Source organism: Haloplanus vescus (genome assembly GCF_900107665.1).
GTDB lineage: Archaea > Halobacteriota > Halobacteria > Halobacteriales > Haloferacaceae > Haloplanus > Haloplanus vescus.
This window is the reverse complement of the sequence record NZ_FNQT01000001.1, coordinates 309185-326791: the sequence shown is the minus strand read 5'-3', so window position 1 is coordinate 326791 and position 17607 is coordinate 309185. Positions and strand designations below refer to the sequence as shown.

Annotated in this window: 23 protein-coding genes and 2 tRNA genes; 9 read left to right on the top strand and 16 right to left on the bottom strand. The window is 66.2% G+C overall.

The window, feature by feature from the left end; all coding sequences use genetic code 11:
- Nucleotides 1–101: 101 nt before the first annotated feature.
- From BLU18_RS01705 to BLU18_RS01695, 3 genes are all read left to right on the top strand, one after another.
- Nucleotides 102–314: a ribbon-helix-helix domain-containing protein gene (locus BLU18_RS01705; protein ID WP_092630504.1), complete on the top strand. Its 213-nt coding sequence runs from the start codon at nt 102–104 to the stop codon at nt 312–314.
- Between the two features lie 149 nt (nt 315–463).
- A complete protein-coding gene (locus BLU18_RS01700) occupies nt 464–742 on the top strand; it encodes a UPF0058 family protein (RefSeq protein ID WP_092630501.1) in 279 nt (92 codons plus the stop codon).
- A 57-nt stretch (nt 743–799) separates the two neighbouring features.
- On the top strand, nt 800–2461 hold the full coding sequence (locus tag BLU18_RS01695) for a rhomboid family intramembrane serine protease (RefSeq protein ID WP_092630498.1): 1662 nt from the start codon (nt 800–802) through the stop codon (nt 2459–2461).
- A 14-nt stretch (nt 2462–2475) separates the two neighbouring features.
- Here the strand turns inward: BLU18_RS01695 and BLU18_RS01690 are convergent, their stop codons facing one another.
- From BLU18_RS01690 to BLU18_RS01660, 7 genes are all read right to left on the bottom strand, one after another.
- Entirely contained in the window at nt 2476–3108 is a 633-nt protein-coding gene (locus BLU18_RS01690) for an METTL5 family protein (RefSeq protein ID WP_092630494.1), read from the bottom strand.
- 139 nt (nt 3109–3247) lie between these two features.
- On the bottom strand, nt 3248–3823 hold the full coding sequence (locus BLU18_RS01685; protein ID WP_092630490.1) for a thermonuclease family protein: 576 nt from the start codon (nt 3821–3823) through the stop codon (nt 3248–3250).
- A gap of 39 nt (nt 3824–3862) precedes the next feature.
- Entirely contained in the window at nt 3863–5761 is a 1899-nt protein-coding gene (locus BLU18_RS01680; protein WP_092630487.1) for an arginine--tRNA ligase, read from the bottom strand.
- 183 nt (nt 5762–5944) lie between these two features.
- A tRNA-Arg gene (locus BLU18_RS01675) sits at nt 5945–6017 on the bottom strand.
- Between the two features lie 249 nt (nt 6018–6266).
- A tRNA-Arg gene (locus BLU18_RS01670) sits at nt 6267–6339 on the bottom strand.
- Nucleotides 6340–6401: 62 nt separating this feature from the next.
- Entirely contained in the window at nt 6402–6932 is a 531-nt protein-coding gene (locus tag BLU18_RS01665; RefSeq protein ID WP_092630484.1) for a winged helix-turn-helix transcriptional regulator, read from the bottom strand.
- A gap of 69 nt (nt 6933–7001) precedes the next feature.
- On the bottom strand, nt 7002–7376 hold the full coding sequence (locus BLU18_RS01660; RefSeq protein ID WP_092630481.1) for a universal stress protein: 375 nt from the start codon (nt 7374–7376) through the stop codon (nt 7002–7004).
- Nucleotides 7377–7470: 94 nt separating this feature from the next.
- On the opposite strand from BLU18_RS01660, the gene BLU18_RS01655 reads away from it, so the two are divergent.
- Nucleotides 7471–8406: a PfkB family carbohydrate kinase gene (locus BLU18_RS01655; RefSeq protein ID WP_092630478.1), complete on the top strand. Its 936-nt coding sequence runs from the start codon at nt 7471–7473 to the stop codon at nt 8404–8406.
- On the opposite strand, the gene BLU18_RS01650 is transcribed toward BLU18_RS01655, so the two are convergent.
- The gene (locus BLU18_RS01650) at nt 8407–8850 is read right to left on the bottom strand and encodes an Hsp20/alpha crystallin family protein (protein WP_092630475.1); all 444 of its coding nucleotides are present in this window, start codon (nt 8848–8850) and stop codon (nt 8407–8409) included. It abuts the gene before it with no gap.
- A 122-nt stretch (nt 8851–8972) separates the two neighbouring features.
- Here BLU18_RS01650 and BLU18_RS01645 point away from each other — a divergent pair, with 122 nt between their 5' ends.
- On the top strand, nt 8973–9161 hold the full coding sequence (locus BLU18_RS01645; protein ID WP_176791158.1) for a hypothetical protein: 189 nt from the start codon (nt 8973–8975) through the stop codon (nt 9159–9161).
- 6 nt (nt 9162–9167) lie between these two features.
- Here BLU18_RS01645 and BLU18_RS01640 read toward each other — a convergent pair whose 3' ends face one another.
- Nucleotides 9168–9542: a winged helix-turn-helix domain-containing protein gene (locus tag BLU18_RS01640; RefSeq protein ID WP_092630472.1), complete on the bottom strand. Its 375-nt coding sequence runs from the start codon at nt 9540–9542 to the stop codon at nt 9168–9170.
- Between the two features lie 136 nt (nt 9543–9678).
- Between BLU18_RS01640 and BLU18_RS01635 the strand changes: the two genes are divergently transcribed.
- A complete protein-coding gene (locus tag BLU18_RS01635) occupies nt 9679–10329 on the top strand; it encodes a helix-turn-helix domain-containing protein (protein WP_092630469.1) in 651 nt (216 codons plus the stop codon).
- Here BLU18_RS01635 and BLU18_RS01630 read toward each other — a convergent pair whose 3' ends face one another.
- From BLU18_RS01630 to BLU18_RS01615, 5 genes are all read right to left on the bottom strand, one after another.
- Nucleotides 10330–10773: a pyridoxamine 5'-phosphate oxidase family protein gene (locus BLU18_RS01630; RefSeq protein WP_092630466.1), complete on the bottom strand. Its 444-nt coding sequence runs from the start codon at nt 10771–10773 to the stop codon at nt 10330–10332.
- 70 nt (nt 10774–10843) lie between these two features.
- Nucleotides 10844–10999, bottom strand: coding sequence for a DUF7560 family zinc ribbon protein (locus tag BLU18_RS15310; protein ID WP_449272126.1), 156 nt, complete (start codon nt 10997–10999; stop codon nt 10844–10846).
- A gap of 145 nt (nt 11000–11144) precedes the next feature.
- Nucleotides 11145–11972, bottom strand: coding sequence for a ZIP family metal transporter (locus tag BLU18_RS01625; RefSeq protein WP_092630463.1), 828 nt, complete (start codon nt 11970–11972; stop codon nt 11145–11147).
- Nucleotides 11973–12038: 66 nt separating this feature from the next.
- Complete coding sequence (locus BLU18_RS01620; RefSeq protein ID WP_143025211.1) at nt 12039–13559, bottom strand: globin-coupled sensor protein; 1521 nt, start codon at nt 13557–13559, stop codon at nt 12039–12041.
- Nucleotides 13560–13629: 70 nt separating this feature from the next.
- A complete protein-coding gene (locus tag BLU18_RS01615; protein ID WP_092630460.1) occupies nt 13630–14505 on the bottom strand; it encodes a universal stress protein in 876 nt (291 codons plus the stop codon).
- Between the two features lie 92 nt (nt 14506–14597).
- Here BLU18_RS01615 and BLU18_RS14465 point away from each other — a divergent pair, with 92 nt between their 5' ends.
- Complete coding sequence (locus BLU18_RS14465; protein ID WP_143025210.1) at nt 14598–14753, top strand: rubrerythrin-like domain-containing protein; 156 nt, start codon at nt 14598–14600, stop codon at nt 14751–14753.
- 52 nt (nt 14754–14805) lie between these two features.
- On the opposite strand, the gene BLU18_RS01610 is transcribed toward BLU18_RS14465, so the two are convergent.
- The gene (locus BLU18_RS01610; RefSeq protein WP_092630457.1) at nt 14806–15567 is read right to left on the bottom strand and encodes a pirin family protein; all 762 of its coding nucleotides are present in this window, start codon (nt 15565–15567) and stop codon (nt 14806–14808) included.
- Nucleotides 15568–15694: 127 nt separating this feature from the next.
- Between BLU18_RS01610 and BLU18_RS01605 the strand changes: the two genes are divergently transcribed.
- Both BLU18_RS01605 and BLU18_RS01600 read left to right on the top strand, forming a co-directional pair.
- Nucleotides 15695–16456 (top strand): sulfite exporter TauE/SafE family protein, encoded by a 762-nt coding sequence (locus BLU18_RS01605; RefSeq protein ID WP_092630454.1) that lies wholly within the window; start codon nt 15695–15697, stop codon nt 16454–16456.
- Between the two features lie 68 nt (nt 16457–16524).
- Complete coding sequence (locus tag BLU18_RS01600; protein WP_092630451.1) at nt 16525–16863, top strand: DsrE family protein; 339 nt, start codon at nt 16525–16527, stop codon at nt 16861–16863.
- Nucleotides 16864–16887: 24 nt separating this feature from the next.
- Here the strand turns inward: BLU18_RS01600 and BLU18_RS01595 are convergent, their stop codons facing one another.
- Nucleotides 16888–17556 (bottom strand): AIM24 family protein, encoded by a 669-nt coding sequence (locus BLU18_RS01595; RefSeq protein ID WP_092630448.1) that lies wholly within the window; start codon nt 17554–17556, stop codon nt 16888–16890.
- Nucleotides 17557–17607 lie beyond the last annotated feature (51 nt).

Below are 17607 nucleotides of genomic sequence, written 5' to 3'. Positions count from 1 at the left end.
CTTTCCAGAGATATACTCGTGTGACAGAATAGTCAGTTATGGAAGTCTGAATCGCGCCCACAGAATTTAAATACGGCCCCTTCAAACCGTCGAACGTTCAAATGCCGAACGTGGAAATAACCGTTCCGGAACACCTCGAGATGCAGATAGCCCAGTTGATAGAACAGGGTGAGTTCGTCAACCGGGAGGAAGCCATTCAGGAGTTGCTCTCGACCGGACTGCGGGCCTACAAGACCAGTGGGCCGATAGAGGAGGAGGAACCGGGCTTCGAAGAAGAGGGGATGATGGGTCACGAAGACGAGTACGTCTTCTAATCGGATTTCTCGCAGATGGCTGCGGTTCTCGCTAGACTATGCTGGCGAGAATCGGCGCTGACGACCCGTGACGACCGCTCGGTGTCGACGCCGAGGTATGCCAGACAGCCGCAATAATCCTTAACCGAGCCACTCCCGTAGATGTCAGTATGCACAAGGAAGAACTCCTCGAACTCCACGAGCAGATGGTGGCGATCATGAACTACTTCCGGAGCCAAGAGTCAGTCGACGACAGCATCTTCGACCCCTACGAGTCGCTGAGCGTCGACCCCTCGCACGTCCACAAATCGAAGAGCGAGCACAAACACGCCGTGTTCGTCCTCGGCAACGCCCTCGCGACGGCGATGAGCGAAGACGAGTTCTCCGACGCCGGCCGCGTCGGCAAGCGGATGGCCGAACTCGCCGAAGACGCCGAGAGCAAGCTGTAATTCTGCAGTCGTCGTCTGCCCGCCGGATTCATTAGCGGCGCCCGGTGAACGAGAGGTATGTTCGCGCTCCCGGACGCGGCGACGCTCTTTCGACTCGCGGTTCTATGTGCGCTCGTCGGCGCCGCAGTCGCCATCTTCGCTCTCGACCGGCCCCGCGGACGCTGGGGCGCACGCCTCCGCGCTCGCTTCCTCCTCGGCGTTCCGTGGGGGACGCTCGTCACCGTCGCGGGCGTCCTCGCGGTGTACCTGTTCGTGCAGGGTGGGTGGAACCACTGGTACGCGCCAGTCACCATCCCCTTCCGCGCGTGGTCGTACTTCTACCCGCTGGGGATGGTGACCGCTGCGTTCTCTCATTCGAGTGCGAGTCACCTGCTCGGCAACCTCGTCGGGACGCTCACCCTCGCGCCCCTCGCGGAGTACGCGTGGGGACATTACCCCCGAGAGCGCGGCACCCAGACGTTCACCTCGCCGCTGACCAACCCGTACGTGCGAGCGCTGGTCGTGTTTCCCGCCGTCGTCGTCGGCGTCGGCCTGTTCACCGCCCTTTTCGCCGTCGGCCCCGTCATCGGCTTCTCGGGCGTGGTCTTCGCGTTCGCGGGATTCGCGCTGGTGCGCTATCCGCTGTCGACTGTCGTCGCCGTCGTCGTCGGGAACGGCCTGCGGACGCTCTACACCGCGCTCCGGCAACCGACTCTCTCTGCGAGCGCCGGGTCGTCGTACTCCTCGCCGTGGTGGGCCGACATCGCGATTCAGGGTCACGCTATCGGCCTCCTCGTGGGCGTCCTCCTCGGCGTCTGGCTGCTCTGCGCCCGCGACACCGACCGTCCGTCGGCGCTTCGCGTCGTCGTCGGCGTCACGCTGTTCGCCGTCATGCAGTCGCTCTGGGCGGTGTACTGGTTCCGCGGCAGCGAGACGTACGTCCTCTACCGGGCGCTCGGCCTCACCCTCGTCGTCCTCCTCGCGACGCTCGTGGCGGCGACGGTGGCCTCCTCGGCCCGCCCACTCGTCGCTGCACTCGACCGCGACGACGCTGGCTCGATTCCCCGCTGGCAGGTCGGAGCGACCGTGATCCTCCTCTGTACGGCCGCACTCGCGGGGCCCGCTGTCCCGGTCAACCTGACGACGGCAACGACCGATGACCTGCCGAGTCAGACCACCCCCATCGAGACGCGGGGCTACGAGGTGACCTACGCCGAGAACGTGCCGAACGGGATGGTCTCGACCATCGACGTCGAGGCGTTCGGCGAGACGACGCAGGTCAACACCTCGGGCGTCATCGTCAGAGACCGTGAGCGCGGCATCTGGATGACCGCCGTCTCGAAGGGGCGACTCGACTACGCGGGGACGACACGCGTTCGAGTCGGTGGCGTCGGCTGGCGGGAGACGATTCGCGTCGAGCGCACAGGGTGGACCGCCGTCGGCGGCGGCACCGCCTATCGCGTCCGCCTCGTCCACGGCGAGCAGAACGTGACGGCGTACACCTCGCCGCCGGCACAGGCTGACCCCGTCATCTCCGGGCGAAACGTCGCCGTCGAGGCCGGGGCCGACCGGTTCCGTCTCAACGTCTCGGTCAAAAATCGCTCCGTGACGGCGCCGATGCCCGCCGCGAACGAGACGATAACGGTCGGTGGGCTGAATTTCGTCAACGTCCGCGGCCGAATCTACGCCGTCGACGGCGGGACGCGCGTTCGCGTCGCTCGCGCCGAGACGTACAACTGACACCGAGCGAAAAGTCAGTCGCTACGATTCCACTCGATGCGGTAGACTTCCGTGTCGATTTCCGTCCGGTCGGCCGCGTGGTGGTCGAACTGGTGTTCGAGGTCGAACTCCGCTGCGAAGGCGTGTGTCACCTCGCCCCCGTTGTCGGCGGCGAAGGCCTCTACGAACTCCTGACTCCCGTCGTTGTGGACAGAGTACGATACGTCGGCGATGTCGGACGCCGTCGTCAGGAAGTCGCGGTCGGCGTGTTCGTTGCCGTCCTGCGCTCCGAACGGGGGGTTCATCACGACTGTCGTGGGGTCGTCGATGTCGAGGGGGACGCGCGTGGCGTCGGCCTGCACCCAGTGAATCTCCGTCCGGGTGCCGACGCGCCGTCGGTTCGTCCGCGCGATTTGGAGGGCGTCACGGTCGATTTCGACGCCGACGGCTCGCTTGGGGCCGCGGAGCGCGGCGCCGAGCGTGAACATCCCCGTCCCAGCACCGAGGTCGACGACGGTTCGTCCCTCGATGTCGTCGTTCAGGTCGGCGATGTGGACGACGTGTGCCGCCAACTCTGGCGGGGTCGGATACTGTTCCAGTTCGGCCTGTGGGTTCTCGAAGCCGGCGACGACGGCCAACTGCCCAGCGAGCCCCGATTTTGTCGTCATCGTCGACGCACCGCCCCACCGACCCACGGTCGTCCGAGCGTCTCCTCGTCGGCGCGGAACGCTGTGGGGTACATCTCGTATCGGGATAGTCTCGGGTTATACTAAAGTCTTTGCGAATGCGCAATAGTAATAGAGCAAGTTACGACGCGCAACTCCAGACGCCGCGTCCGTTCTCCCGTGCCTCACGTTCGAGGGCAGCGTACTCGTCGCGTTGCTGGAACTCGGAGTCGTAGAGTCGGGCGTGGCCGCGTTCGAGGAGGGCCGCGTTGAACGTCTCGTTCCCGACGACGACGTACGCGAGGAGGCGGCCGTACCCGCCGCGACGGTCGGCGAGTGGGTCGAAGCGGAGCGTCACCTGCCTGTCCGCGAGGCGGTCGACGGCGAACGAACTCGCCGCCTCGCCCTGACTGCGCAGACAGGACCGCCCCGCCTCGGTGTCGGGGACGCCCTCGAACTCGTCGGGGTCGTTCTCGACGTGGACTTCCGGCGTGTCGACGCCGAGCAAGCGCACCGTGTCCTCGGACCCGTTCGCGAAGCGCACGTCGACGGTGTCGCCGTCGACGACGTCCGTAACGCGGACGGCCGTCTCGTCTGCGTTCGTGTCGCCGCCGACGCCCGTGCCGTCGCTCTCGACGCTCGCACCGAGACAGCCGGCAGTCACGGCGAGCGCACAGAGACAGACGAGGAGGAGTCGGTCCCGCGTGGGCTGAGTCACGGGCGATGCGAGGGGCGGCGCGGTGAAAAGTCTGCCCGCCTACATCTCGGCGAGCGTCTCGATGCCGAGCAGTCCGAGGCCGTTCTCGAACACCTGCGCGGTGGTCGCGGTGAGGGCGAGACGCTCCTCGGCGGCCGACTCCGCGTCGAGCACGCGGTTCTTGTGATAGAAGGAGTTGAACACGTGCGCGAGTTCGAGGAGGTAGTGAGCGAGCGGTGCGGCGTCGTAGCGCTCCTCACACCGGTCGAGGACGAGCGGATAGCGCCCGAGATGGTAGATGAGGTCGTAGTCGGTGTCGTTGAACAGCGATGGGTCGATGTCGACCACGTCGGGCACCGCCTCCGCGGAGTCGAGGATGCTGTACGCCCGCGTCGTGGCGTACTGGACGTACGGCCCGGTGTCGCCCTCGAGCGACACCGCCTCGTCGATGTCGAAGGTGATGTCCTTCCCGCGGTTCGCGGCGACCATGCCGTACTTGACCGTCGCGAGCGCGATTTTGCGAGCGAGCGGCTCTATATCGTCGTCCTCGACGTTCCGTCCCTTCTCGCGGACGATGTCGCGCGCTCGCTCGTCGGCGGCGTCGAGCACTTCGCGGACGGTGACGATTTGCCCGCCGCGGGTCGACATGCTCCCCTCGGGGAGACTGATCATGCCGTAGTCGATGTGTTCGAGGCGCACGTCGGTGTAACCCATCTTCCGCGCGGCGACGAACAGCTGCTGGAAGTAGCGGTTCTGCTCGCTGGCGACGACGTACACCGACTGGTCGGCGTCGAACTCGCTGACGCGGTAGTCGATGGTCGCGAGGTCACGCGTGCCGTAGACCGTCGAGCCGTCCGACTTGACGATGTAGAAGGCGTCGAAGTCGGCGTCCTCGACGCTCCCCGCCTCGTCAACCATCTCACGCGCGCGGTCCAGCGAGGCGTCGACAGACGCCGCCTCGGGGTCGCCCGCGTCCTCGTAGTCGTCGTCGTAGATGGGGATGAACACCGACTCGTCCGGGCCGCGCATGGCCACGTCCTCGTCGAGTGCCTTCTCGACCACGCCGTCGGTCCAGCCCTCGCGAGCGTAGAAACTCTCGCCCAACCAGCGGTCGAAGTCGACGCCGAGTTCGTCGTAGACGCCCTCGAAGCGCTCGATGCTCGCCTCGCGGAACTGCTCCCAGCGGTCAACGGCCGCGTCTTCACCGCGTTCGAGACGCGCGAACCACTCCTTGCCCGCTGCGGTGTGGTGGGCGCGTTCGTCCGCCACCGCCGCTTCGAACTCCTCGGTGAGTGCGCCGAACTCCTCGACGTCCTCCAACATTCCGTCGCGCTGTTCGAACTGCTGGTAGAGGTCGAGTAGGTGGGCGATGGGGTCCTCCTCGAACTCCGCCTCGTCCCCGAACTCGACGTACTCGTGGAGCAGGTTGCCGAACTGCGTCCCCCAGTCGCCGAGGTGGTTGTCTCGGGTCACGTCGTGGCCGCGCTCCTCCAGGATGTTCATGAGCGCGTCGCTGAGGATGGTGTTCCGCAGGTGGCCGACGTGGAGCGGTTTGGCGATGTTCGGCGAGGAGACGTCGGCGACGATGGTGTCCGGGTCCGCACGCTCGCGAGAGCCGTAGGCGTCGCCCTCGCCGTCGATGGTTTCGAGCGTGAGTCGCGCCATCGCCTCGGGGTCGAGGTGGTAGTTGATGTGGCCGTTGGCGACGCTGACCTCGCTGACCCCCTCGGGCAGACCGTGGGCGCGGTGGGCGTCCGCGATGTCGCCGGCGACGGCCATCGGGTTCTCCCCCGCGTCCGCCCCGATGGCGAAGGAGACGGCGGTGGAGAACTCGCCTTTCTCCTCGTCGTCGAACGCTTCGAGTTCGACGTCCGAGTCCTCGATAGCGCGGTCGTATCCCGCGTCGTCGACGGCGACGCGGAGTCCCTCGACGAGGCGGCGTCTCGTGGCTGAGAGCATTCTTGCCCGATTCTCGCCCCTACGCCCGCATAAACCTCACTAAGCCGGGGCGCGGTTCGAATGCCGCCCTCGGTTCTGCCGATACGAGTGACTCGCGACGCTCGTCGTATCGGGAGAACGTCCCGACGGCGTCCCACGCGAGCGTCAGCGAGCGTGGGGCAGTCGGGGCGTGCGATGCGGGAACGTCCCGACGGCGATTTGAACGCCGGTCCCTGGCTCCGGAAGCCAAGAGGATAGTCCGCTACCCTATCGGGACTCATTCTGGGGTTGGCCTGAGCGACCTATATACCTATTGGTCGGGACAGAATCGTACCGCTGTGTGGCGAATTGTCAGTTAGTGACGGGCGATTCTCGGGACTCTTCAGGACGGCTCGATATCCGCGAGAGAGCTAACGAACGAAGCGGATGTGGCGGGATTCGAACCGAACCGAGACTCGCTGACGCTCGTCTCGCAGGGTTCGAACGCCGGTAACCGTTTTCGACCTCGCTTCGCTCGGTCAGAAAACGGACGTGGCGGGATTCGAACCCGCGATCTAGAGGTTAGGAACCTCTCGCCCTATCCGCTAGGCCACACGTCCCAGCGGAGGTAGACGGGAGGCCGACAAAAATGTCTGTATCTGTCGACGCTGGCCGTCGTGGCTCACTCCGCTGGGTCGGCGTCGCCGTAGAGGCCGTCGTCGACGAGGCGAACAAACCGGTCCACGAGGCGGTCGGCGAGCGACGGCGTGACGGCGTCGAGACACCGAACGGTTTCGTCGGGCCGGGCGAGCGACACCTCGACGCGTCCGTTGGTGCCGTAGGACTGCTCGACGATGCCTGCCTCCGCCAGCGAATCGAGGTTCCACGAGACGGTGCTGCGGGCGAGGTCGAGGCGGTCGGCGATGACCGTCGCCGGGAGCCGTTCCGATTCGAGGAGCAGCGTGACGATGTCGCGAGCCGTCTCGCGGCGGTAGAGCGCGAGTAGCCGTCGCTCCCACGCGTCGTACTCGGGTGCGAAGTAGTGAGTCCGGCCCCGGATTCGCTCGGCGACCACGTCGTCGTTCCGGCCGAGGCGGCGGAGGTGGTACTGTGCCTGCCCGGTCGCGATGTCGAGGTTCCGAGCGAGTGCGTTGAAGTGAACACCGGGGTTCGCCCGGACGTGGTCGCGAACCCGTCGGCGGACGTCAGTCATATCGCTGGCTACGCGCTCGGGAGTCAATTCGGTGTCGAAGCGCCGTCGGGAGGGCCAAGGGTCGAAGAGTTAGTCGTCGGTGACGAACGCGACGGTGCAGTCCGTGTTCAGCATGACGAGTTGCGAGACGCTACCCATCAGCGCCATGCCGATTGGCGTCTGCTTTCGCGGGCCGAGCACGATGTAGTTCGCGTCGCGTTCGTCCGCTTCGTGGAGGATTCGGGGCGCGGGGTCACCGAGCGCACCGACCGCCGTCACGTTCTCGGGGTCGTCGAGCGCCAGTCGGATGGCCTCGGCAGCGACTTCCTCGGCCGCGGCCACGCTCTCGGTTTCGGGCATGACGTGCAGCACCACCAACTCCTCACCGAACGCCTGCGCGAGTTCGTAGCCACGGCGGACCACACCGGTGCTGCCCTCGTCGTCGACTGCAGCCACGATAGTCATACACCTCCGTCGTGTTGGAGTTCGGATAAACGTTGGTGAGGCGGCGATGGAGTGACCCGAACGTATAGGTGCGCGCCGGGTCACGGTGCGCGCAATGGGTGACGTCGTCAGTCTCGGGAGTGTCAACGTCGACCGCGTGTGCCACGTGAGCGCGGACGAACTCGCGACGTTCGAGGCGCGGTACGACTGGTTCCCCGAACGCGGCGAGACGGTGCGCGTCGCCGACCTGCCCGACGAGTTCGACCCCGAAGTGGACGAACGCCGACACGGCGGGAAAGGCGCGAATCAGGCCGTTGCGGCGGCCCGCGCCGGCGCGACGACGACCATGCTCGGCAAAGTCGGACGCGACCACGGGCGATACGACGTGGTGTCGGCGCTCGCGAGGGCTGGCGTCGACACCGACGCTCTCGGGACGGCCGACGCCCCGACGGGCCCGGCCTACGTCTTCGTCGAGGAGAGTGGCGACAACCGCATCGTCGTCCACCCCGGTGCCAACGCGGCCGTCGACGAGGCGTACGTCCGTGCCCACGCCGACGCGGTGGCCGAGGCGGACTGTCTCCTCCTGCAAAACGAGATTCCGGTGGCACCGGTCGCAACCTTGCTCGACAGCCTGGACGACGACCCCGACCGGCCGACGGTGATTCTCGACCCGGCACCACCCGACGGCGTCGACCCCTTGCTCACGCGCGAGGCCGTCGATCACTGCACACCGAACGAACACGAGTACGCGGCCATCGAATCGTCGCTCGCGGACTACGAGGGCATCGTCGTCAGAAAACAGGGTGGTGACACGCTGTACGTCGACACGGCGGACGACGGATTCGCGGTCGAACCGCCGGCGGTCGACCCCGTCGACACGACCGGGGCCGGCGACGTGTTGAACGGCTTTCTGGCGGCGCGACTGGCAGCGGGGGCCTCGCTCCGTGACGCCGTCGAGACGGCGGTCACCGCGGGGTCGATGGCCACGCGCGAGGCCGGCGCCCGGTCGGGCGTCCCGACGCTCGACGCGGTGCGAGCGTTTCGCGGCTGATCAGTTCACGTCGATTGGTGTCCCGTCCGAATCCGGCTCCGACTTCGGCAGCCGAACGGTCAGGACGCCGTTGTTGTAACTGGCCGTGACGCCCTCGGTGTCGACCGGACTCGGGAGCGGAACCGAGCGCTCGACGGACGTCCGCCGACGCTCGCGGTGGACGTACTCTCCCTCGGACTCCTCGCTCGACTCGTCGTGTTCGGCGGTGATGTGGAGGGTTCGGTCTTTCACTCGAACGTCGATGTCGTCCGTCTCGAACCCGGGGAGGTCGCCGGTCAGGACGAACGCATCGCTCTGGTCTTCGAGGTCGACGTTCATCGACGCGGCGCCCGGCAGCGTGGATTCGAGCGCCTCGGACTCCCACATCCGGGTAGCTCGCTCCATGTTTCGCTGCATCTGGTCGAACAACTCGTCCAGTTCGTCGAACGGATTTCGGTCCGCCATACGTGTTCTGCTACGTGGAGAGACGGTAAAAACGTATCACCGACCACCTATGGACGGATACGACGACAGCCGTACATTCTCTCTGAGTAACAGTTATTGTCGGTGGCCGCGTCGTCTGTCGTATGCTCCTTCGCCTCGCAGCGCTCGCGTTGGGTGTCGTGGAACTGCTCCGTCCGCGCCGTGTCGTCGACTTCTGGATGGCCCTCGCGACGAGCGACGACGACGTGTCGCTCCGGCCGTGGGTGTACACCGCGGCCCGAGTGGAGGGACTCTGTCTCGTCGTCTGGGCCCTGCGCCGACTCCGGGATTGATGGCGATTAGTGCGTGAGCGCCCCGCCGTCGGACGAGTCGTGTGATGAGACCGTGAGTTCGAAGCCCGCGTCGGCGTCGACGACCACTTCGTCGACGGCGCGGACGTACTCGCTCGCGTGCTTGCCGTCGGTGGAGAGGCGCGTTCGCTCGTTCAGCAAGCCCGCGTCCGTGAGCCGTTCGAGTTTTCGGTAGGCCGTCGAGAGCGGCAGGTCACAGGTCTCGGCGAGTTCGCTCGCAGACAGGGGCGTTTCGCCCGTCGCGTCGAGCACCGCGCGGCAGTCGTCGTCCTGCAGAGCCTGCAGAATCGATCGCACGTCGTCGGTGTCGTCGATGGTCCGTTCGTCGGCATCTCGGTCGTATCGGGGAGCGGCGATGGCCATTGGTACTCATATATTGAGAGGGGCGTATCCACAACCAGTCTTCACCCACGATATCGTGGGTACTTTATAAGGGGCCGTGGTGAGCGCCACGCGTCTGTCGGAGCGTTTACCAACGTGTCGCGCGAAGCAGTCATCGATGGCAGGCATCAGAGCGGAACTGTGTGTCGACGCCGACGGGTCCTGTCCCGTCGCCAGCGCTGCCGCCGACGCCGACGCGTCGACACTCTCGGTTTCGCGGAGCGTCGCGCCGGAGGACGACGAGACAGTCACCGAGGAGTTCATGCTCGACGATGCTACGGCCGAAGCCGCAGACATCGACGACCAACTGTCGCCCGTGTTTTCCTACGGGTCACAGACCGTCTATCGGTTCACTCGCTCTCGCGGGTCGGGGTGTCCGTGCGAGTGCGTCGAGCAGTTCGACTGTCCGGTCGTCGACGTCCACACCAGAGACGGGATGCTCTATCTCGTCTTTCACGCCGCGGATATGTCCGAGCTACAGGGCGTCATCACGACGCTTCGAGAGCAGTATCCGGAGGTCGACATCCGCCGACTGCTCCGGTCGGAAGGGAACCCCTCGGACCACGACCTCGTGTTCGTTGACCGTGGGCGACTCACCGAACGGCAGCGAGAAGTCCTCGAAACCGCCCATCGGATGGGATACTTCGAGCGACCGAAGGGAGCGAACGCGGGCGACGTGGCCGCCGAACTCGACATCACTCGCTCGACGTTCACGGAGCATCTGGCCGCTGCACAGACGAAGCTCCTCGACGCGATTCTGGACGCGTAATCACTCGATATCGATGCGTCGCCCGCTCAGTTCGTCGGGCGCGAGCTCGTACAGCTGAATGTCGAGATCAGATTTGGACTCGTTCCACATCTCGAAGAGGGGTCGCCGCGCGGCCCCGAATCGCTCGATGTGGTCGGGCGTCAGGTCCGCTTGCGAGAGCGCTTCGAGACGCCCGGTCGCGATGACGCTCCGATAGGTCGTCTCGCCCTCTTCGTACACGACGAACCTGACCTTCGGCGAGTCGGTCAGGAAGCGTCGTTTCTCGCCACCGCTCGTCGAAACGAGTCGCATACAGAACTGACGGCTGTCGGCGTCGTACCCGTACGAAATCGGGACGGCGTATGGCTCGTCCGCTCGGGCGAGCGCGAGGACGCCGGTCTCGTGACGTTCGAGGAGCGCGTCAGTTTCGGCGCCCGTCATCGCAGTTTGTTGCTCCACGGTCATGCGTGTCGTCTGCCGGGAAATGGCGGGGGGGCCGTTTATAACTTGTTTACTGCGGAGCCGTAGCTGGCAGTTACTCCGGTTCCGCCGGCGAGAACGCCGCCGCCGAAACCGTCGATCCGCAGACGACACAGCCGTGATCGAGCAATGCGTCTCGCATTGACTCGTTCACCGCCATGGCCTCCCCACAGTCCGGGCAACGGAACGTGAGGTCGCCGCCACCAGTCATCGATAATAGGTTGGGAGGCTACCGATATATGAACCCCTCTCTTTCCAGCGAGTTGGGAACTACTCGCAGTGCTGGTTGTAAGTCAGGATCGGCACGTTACCGCCCCGTCCGGCGACACGCCGGTACACAGTTCCAACCATCACTATCAGCCGAGCGAGATGTCGAGATAGAGCATCACGATGACGCCGACGATGGTCCCCAGCGTCGCAATCCGTTCGTTGCCCCGGGTGTGCGTCTCGGGCAGGATTTCGTCGCTGATGACGAACAGCATCGCCCCCGCGGCAAAGCCCATGGCGTACGGGAGCAGCGTCGACATCGCGCCGACAGCGTACGCGCCCAGCACCGCGAGCGGAATCTCGACCAGCCCCGACCGGATTCCTGTGAACATGGCGTACGTCCGTCGGTCGAGACCGGCATTGATGGCGGCCACCGACACCGCCAGCCCTTCTGGGATGTTCTGGAGACCGATAGCGAGCATCAGCGGGATGGCCGTGCCGAGGTCACCGCTCCCGAAGCCGACGCCGACCGCCAGCCCTTCGGGCATGTTGTGGAGCGTAATCGCGAGGACGAACAGCATGACGCCCGCGAGTCGCTCGTCGGCGATAGGGAGCGACGTATTGGGGTTGGCGGCGTCGGCGCGTTTGCGCCCCGTCACGAGGTAGTGGGCGTGTGGAATCAGCACGTCCGAGCGGTCGAGAAAGAGGGCGCCGAGCGCCACGCCCAGCAGCACGGGGAGCGGGTTGCCGCCGGAGTACGTCTCCACGCCCGGGATGATGAGACTCGTGAAACTCGCCGCGAGCATGACGCCGGCGGCGAAGCCGAGAGCGCCGTCGAGTGCGCGTTCGGAGGGGTCGCGCCAGACGAACACGAGCGATGCGCCGAAGAGGTTGAGCGTCGCGATGACGAGCCCACCGATGAGACCGTTGACGACGGGGTCCGTTCCGAACAGTCCTGCGAGCGTGTCGGCTATCACGGGCTAACGCCCCAGAGAGACATCGTTACCCACCGGTTCGAGACGGATGGTATTGACTGTGGGGGGTCAGTCGTCGCCGAGGCGGCGCACGCTCTCGTCGATGGTCCGAATCTGTGTCGTCTGTGACTCGCTGATCTCCGCGAGGGCTTCGACCTCGCCCGAGATGCGTTCGGTCTGCTCGACCAGTTGGTCGATCATGCTCGCGACTTCCTCGGTCGACGCGGCTTGGTCGTCCGTCGCCGCCGACACCTCGCGGATGCCCTGCGTGGCGTCCTGGACGGCATCGGCAATCTCTTCGAGCGTCTCCATCGCGGATTCGATTTCCGTCATCCCGCGGTCGATTCGCTCGGTCGTCGTTTCGAGGCTGTCGACGGTGGACGACATCTCGTCTTGAATCTCGTCGACCATCTCCTCGATGTCGCCCGCATGACGCTGTGAGTCCTCCGCGAGGCTCTTCACCTCGTCGGCGACGACGGCGAACCCCTCGCCCGCCTCGCCCGCCCGCGCGGCCTCGATGGACGCGTTCAGCGCGAGGAGGTTCGTCTGGTCCGCGATGTCGTTGATTACCTCGACCACCTCGTCGATTTCGTCGATGCGCTCGGCGAGGCCATCCACGTCGTCGGCGACGGCCTGCGAGGAGTCGCTGACGCGCTCCATCGTCTCGATAGAGTCGGTCGCCGCTTCCCGGCCGTCGGACGCCAAGTCGGCGGCGCGTTGGCTGGTGGTGGCTACCTCGTCGGCGGTCGACGCGATTTCCTCGACGGTTGCGCTCATGTTCGACACCTCGTCCGCGACTTCCGTCATCGCGTCGACCTGCTCGTCGGTCTCGGCGTCGATGGACGCGGTGCGCTCGGAGACTTCCTCGGCGGCGTCACGCAGGCCGCTAATCGGGTCCGCTAGGTCCGACTCCACCTCCCGCATGAGTCGCTCGCGCTCTTCGACGCTCTCCTCGAGTCGCTGGTTGTACGAGTGAATGTACGTGTCCGCGACCACCTGCATGTCGAGGTTGATGATGCGCAGGACGGCGAGGAGGTCCGCCTGCCCCGCGTCGAGTTCCTCGTCGACGATGTGTTCCGCGGTATCGGCGTCCATCTCCTCGGCCAGTCGGTCGACGAGTCGGTCCCCGAGGCGGTCCATCAGGAGTGGGACGAGCAGGTCGTAGTAGACGCCGTACTGGCCGATGTACTGTTTCATCGGCATATCGAGCAGGTCGTGCAGTTTGCCCACTCGCGCCCGATTGGCGAAGTAATCGCGACCGTAGTCGCCGTTCGCCAACGAGACGAGATACGCAGACTGGGTCCGCTTCAACTGCTCGATGGTCTTGTCCGACCGGTCGATGACGGCCATCGTCTCGTCGCGACCGGTGAGGTTGTCGTAGAAGTCGTCCGCAATCTGGTCGGCGTGGTCGCGAAAGACGTCGTCCAGCGATTCGAGGCGTCGGGCGTCCGTCTCGTCGAAGCCGATGAACTCCTTTCGCCACTCGATTTCCGCCGCGTCGAGTCCACACTCGCGCATGAGGTCGTCTACAGATATCTGTGCGTTGAGATTTCCCTTGCCGAACGCAGACGCAGATTCAGACTTCTGCATGCACGCCGTCGGCCGGTCTGCGGGGATAAATCTGGCCGACGATATCAGAGATTGATAACTGGAGCGTCGCTCACGACGAGTCGCCGCGGACCGTCAGCACCGGGACCGGCGCCGTCCGAACCAGAGACTCCGCGACGCTCCCGAGGACGTAGCGGTCGAATCCCGTCCGGCCGTGCGTCCCCACGACCACGAGGTCGATACCGTTCTCCGTGACGTACGAGCGGATGGCTCGCGATATCGACCCCCCGAACTCAACGCTCGTCGCCGCGGGGTCGACGCCGGCATCCGTCGCCGTCGCTGCAGCTTCGTCGACGATGTCGCGGGCGGCGGATTCGAGCGCCTCCGTCTGGATGTCCGCCCGAACGTCGACGCCGAGGTTCATCACGTCGACCACGGAGACGAGGTGGAGGTCGGCCGCGGCGACGCGGGCCACGTCCACCCCCATATCGAGGGCCGCGGCCGCCGGGTCGCTCCCGTCCGTCGAGACGAGCACTCGCTCGTAGGGGTAGCGGACCGTCACGTCGTCGTCGGGGCGGACGGTCAGGACGGGGACCGGCGACCGGCGGACGACGCGTTCGGTCGTACTCCCGAGGAGGAACCGCTTCAGTCCTCGTCGGCCGTGGGTCGGCATGACCACGAGGTCGACGCCCGCCGTGTCCGCGTAGTCGACGATGGTGGTGTACGGTTCTCCCTGAAGCACGTCGGTGACGGTCGGCACGCCGCGGTCGCTGGCGCGAGTCGCCGCTTCCTGGACCGCTTTCGCTCCCGCCCTCTCGAGTGCGTCCACCACCTGTCCCCGGACCTGCGTGACGCTGTCGCGCGTCGTGTCCGCGACGTTGACGACGTGAACCGTCGCGTCGTGAGCGGCGGCCACGTCAAGGGCGTGCTCGAACACATCGCTCGCGCCGTCGCTCCCGTCGGTCGGAAACAGAATCTTGTCTATCATGCGACATCCCTCGGCGCGAACGGACAAAAAACGGGGGGGCGACACCCACGATAGTGACAACAGTTAACACAGTCCGCCACCGAATTGGAGCTATGCCAACCGTCCCGGACCCAGCCCCGTGTGACCAAGACGAACAGCTCTACGAGTGCCCGGAGTGTGGGCGACGGCTCTGTGAGTCGACGTCGCCGACGGTCTGTCCGGACTGTGATGGCCGGTTACAGAACCTGAGTCGGCCGGGGCCGGAGTAGGGGCGTTCGCTTCGCGACGGCCACACGCACCGACTTCGAGACACGGGTCGCGTCACCGACCGATAGTCCCCTGCCGCGTGACCGGTGCGTCTGGGTCGATAACGAAGGCGACGAGCGTTGCGTCCGCAGAGGCCGTCAGCGTCGCCGTCCCGTCGGTCACCAGTGCGCTCTCGGTGTGGCCGAGCGATTCGTCGCCGAGTTCGACGGCACCCTCAAAGACGTAGCAGTACGTGTCCCAGCCCGGACGCGAGGGGAGGTCGGTCGTCTCGCCGGCGGCGAGGCGGCAGTCGTAGCAGTCGACGGCGTTCCGGACGAACAGCGGTGCGTCGCCGTCTTCGGGGCCGAACAGGTGGCGCCACTCGCCGGCCACGGGGTCGGGAATCGGCTCGTGTTGGATGCCGGGGTCGAGGCCGAGACGCCGCGGCCGGACGAATATCTGGAGCATCCGGAGCGGTGGGTCGTCGGCGAGAGTCGCCTCGGCATGCCAGAAGCCGCGACCGGCGTTCATCACCAGGAGATGCTCGGAATCCGTGACGAGGTCGTTGCCCCGTCGGTCGTCGTGGCGCATCACGCCGCCGGGCACCCACGAGATTATCTCCTCGTCGCGGTGCTGGTGCATCGGGATGTGTGTTCCGGGGTCCATGAACGACTCGACGACGGTCGCCAAGGGACCGTAGCCGTGGTCGTCGTGGGCGGGGACCATTCGCCCGGGGAAGTTGAAGTGCGTCCGGAAGCCGCCCTGGTCCTGCGAGACGTCCGTCCGAGGGGCGGTGTGAATCCGTGATTGGGGTCGCGCCGAAGGGCCGTCGGTCATCGCGAGTACTAGCGTCCCCGGCGCTATATGGATTCCGTGCGCGTGCCGCCGCACTCTTGAAGCGCGGTGCCGACGAGAGCGACACGATGCGTCAGGACATCGACCGGCCCTGCGACGGGGCGGGCGCGTGACGCCGCTACTGGCCGCCGGACTGGTCGGGATAGCGCTGGTGGCCGGCGTCGGCATCACCACCGTCGGCCCCGGCGGCGTGTTCGTCACGGCCGCGCTCTACGAACTGACCCCCCTCTCGTCGGCGGCCGTCGCCGGCACCGCGAGTGCGACGTTCGTCGCGACGGGGCTCGTCGGGAGTAGCGCCTACGTCCGGTCCGGGGAGTTGACCGCGGGACGGACCCGCGAGGCCGCGGCCGTCCTGAGCGGCGCCGGAATCGCGGGCGCGCTAGCGGGTACGCGACTCAACTTGCTCGTCGGCGACCGCGTCTTCGGCGTCCTGCTGGCGGCGTTTCTCGCCGGCGTCGGCGTACTCATCGCTTATCGCGAACTGGTCGGCCTCGACCCGAACGGGCCGCTGTCTGCGTCGGAGCGTCGCCGCGGTATCTTGGCCGGCGTCGGCGGCGGCGTCGGCGTGTTGAGCGGGTTGCTCGGCGTCGGCGGGCCGGTGGTCGCCGTCCCGGTGCTCGTCGTCTTGGGGATGCCGATGCTCCGAGCGGTCGCCGTCGCACAGGTCCAGTCGATATTCCTCGCGCTGTTCGCCACGGTCGGCTACGCCACCGTCGGCGCCGTGGACGTTCCGACCGCGATTCTGGTCGGCGTCCCGCAGCTCGTCGGCGTGGTCGTCGGCTGGCGCGTCGCTCACCGCGTGTCAGCCCACCGACTGCGGGTCGCACTGGCCGGCGTTCTCCTCGTCGTCGCCGCTATTCTCGTCGTCTGAGCGTCTCTCCGATGTCTCGCCCGCGTAGTAGGCCCCGCTCTTTTCCTTCCGTCGACCGTAGCGTCGCCATGCGAGTCGTCTTCCACCACTCGACCGACGACGCCAAGCTCCACGCTCGGACCGTGTCGAACATCGCGAACCTCCTCGACGACGAGACGGTTACCGTCGACGACGTCGCTCTCGTCACGAACAGCGGCGGCCTCGTACTCGTCACAGAGGAATCGCCGGAACGGGAGCGGGTGGAACAGCTCCTCGACCGCGGCGTCGCCATCAAACAGTGCCGGAACACGATTCGGGGCGCCGGCATCACCGAGGCTGACCTCGTCGACGGCGTCGAAGTCGTGCCGTCGGGCGTCGGTGAACTCGCGCGTCTGCAGGACGCCGGCTACGGGTACATCAAGCCCTGAATCGCTCGCGTCCGCCGTCAGGTTTCACTGCGCCTGCGTCACGGAGCCTTCCTCGTTCGGCTGGACGACGACGAACCCCTCCGAGCCGGTGAACGCCATCTGGATGCCTTCGCCGGAGGTCTGCCCGATTTCCAACGTCTTGTTCGTCTCGAACGACGGCGAGAGGTCGGCGCTCCACGCGACCGTCGCGTCGGGGTCGGTGTACACCGGGGGCGTGATGACCAGTGGGTCGCCGTGTGTCGAGATGGCCACCTCGCCGGGACCGGTGAGGTAGACGTTCGTCAGGCCGCCGGCGGCCATGCCCGAGATGCTGCTGACGGTGTTGATTTCGTAATTGACGCTCGACTCGAACGCGAGTACGTCGTCGCCGTTGACGGAGATGCCCTCTCCCTCGTCGAGTGAGAGCACCTGTACTTTCTTGCTCTGTTCGGCGACGTACAGGTGACCGTTCCCGGTCGCCTCCATGATTGGTGTCCCTTCGCCGCTGACGGCTTCTTTCACGAAGCCGGTGATGCCGCCTTCGGCCGACGACTTGCCCGTGAAGGTGACGTCGCCGGTGTACGCCACCATCGACCCGGCTTTGACCATCACCGTGCCGTCGAGGGGAACGTCCAGCAGGCGGTTGTTCTCCTTCTGAAAGCCGTCCTCGCCGTCTTCGGGAGCGTTGGACCGAGTGAATGCGTCTAAATCCATATCCGACGATGCCGCCGCCACCGACATAGGTGTCGGGAAGACTCAAACCGC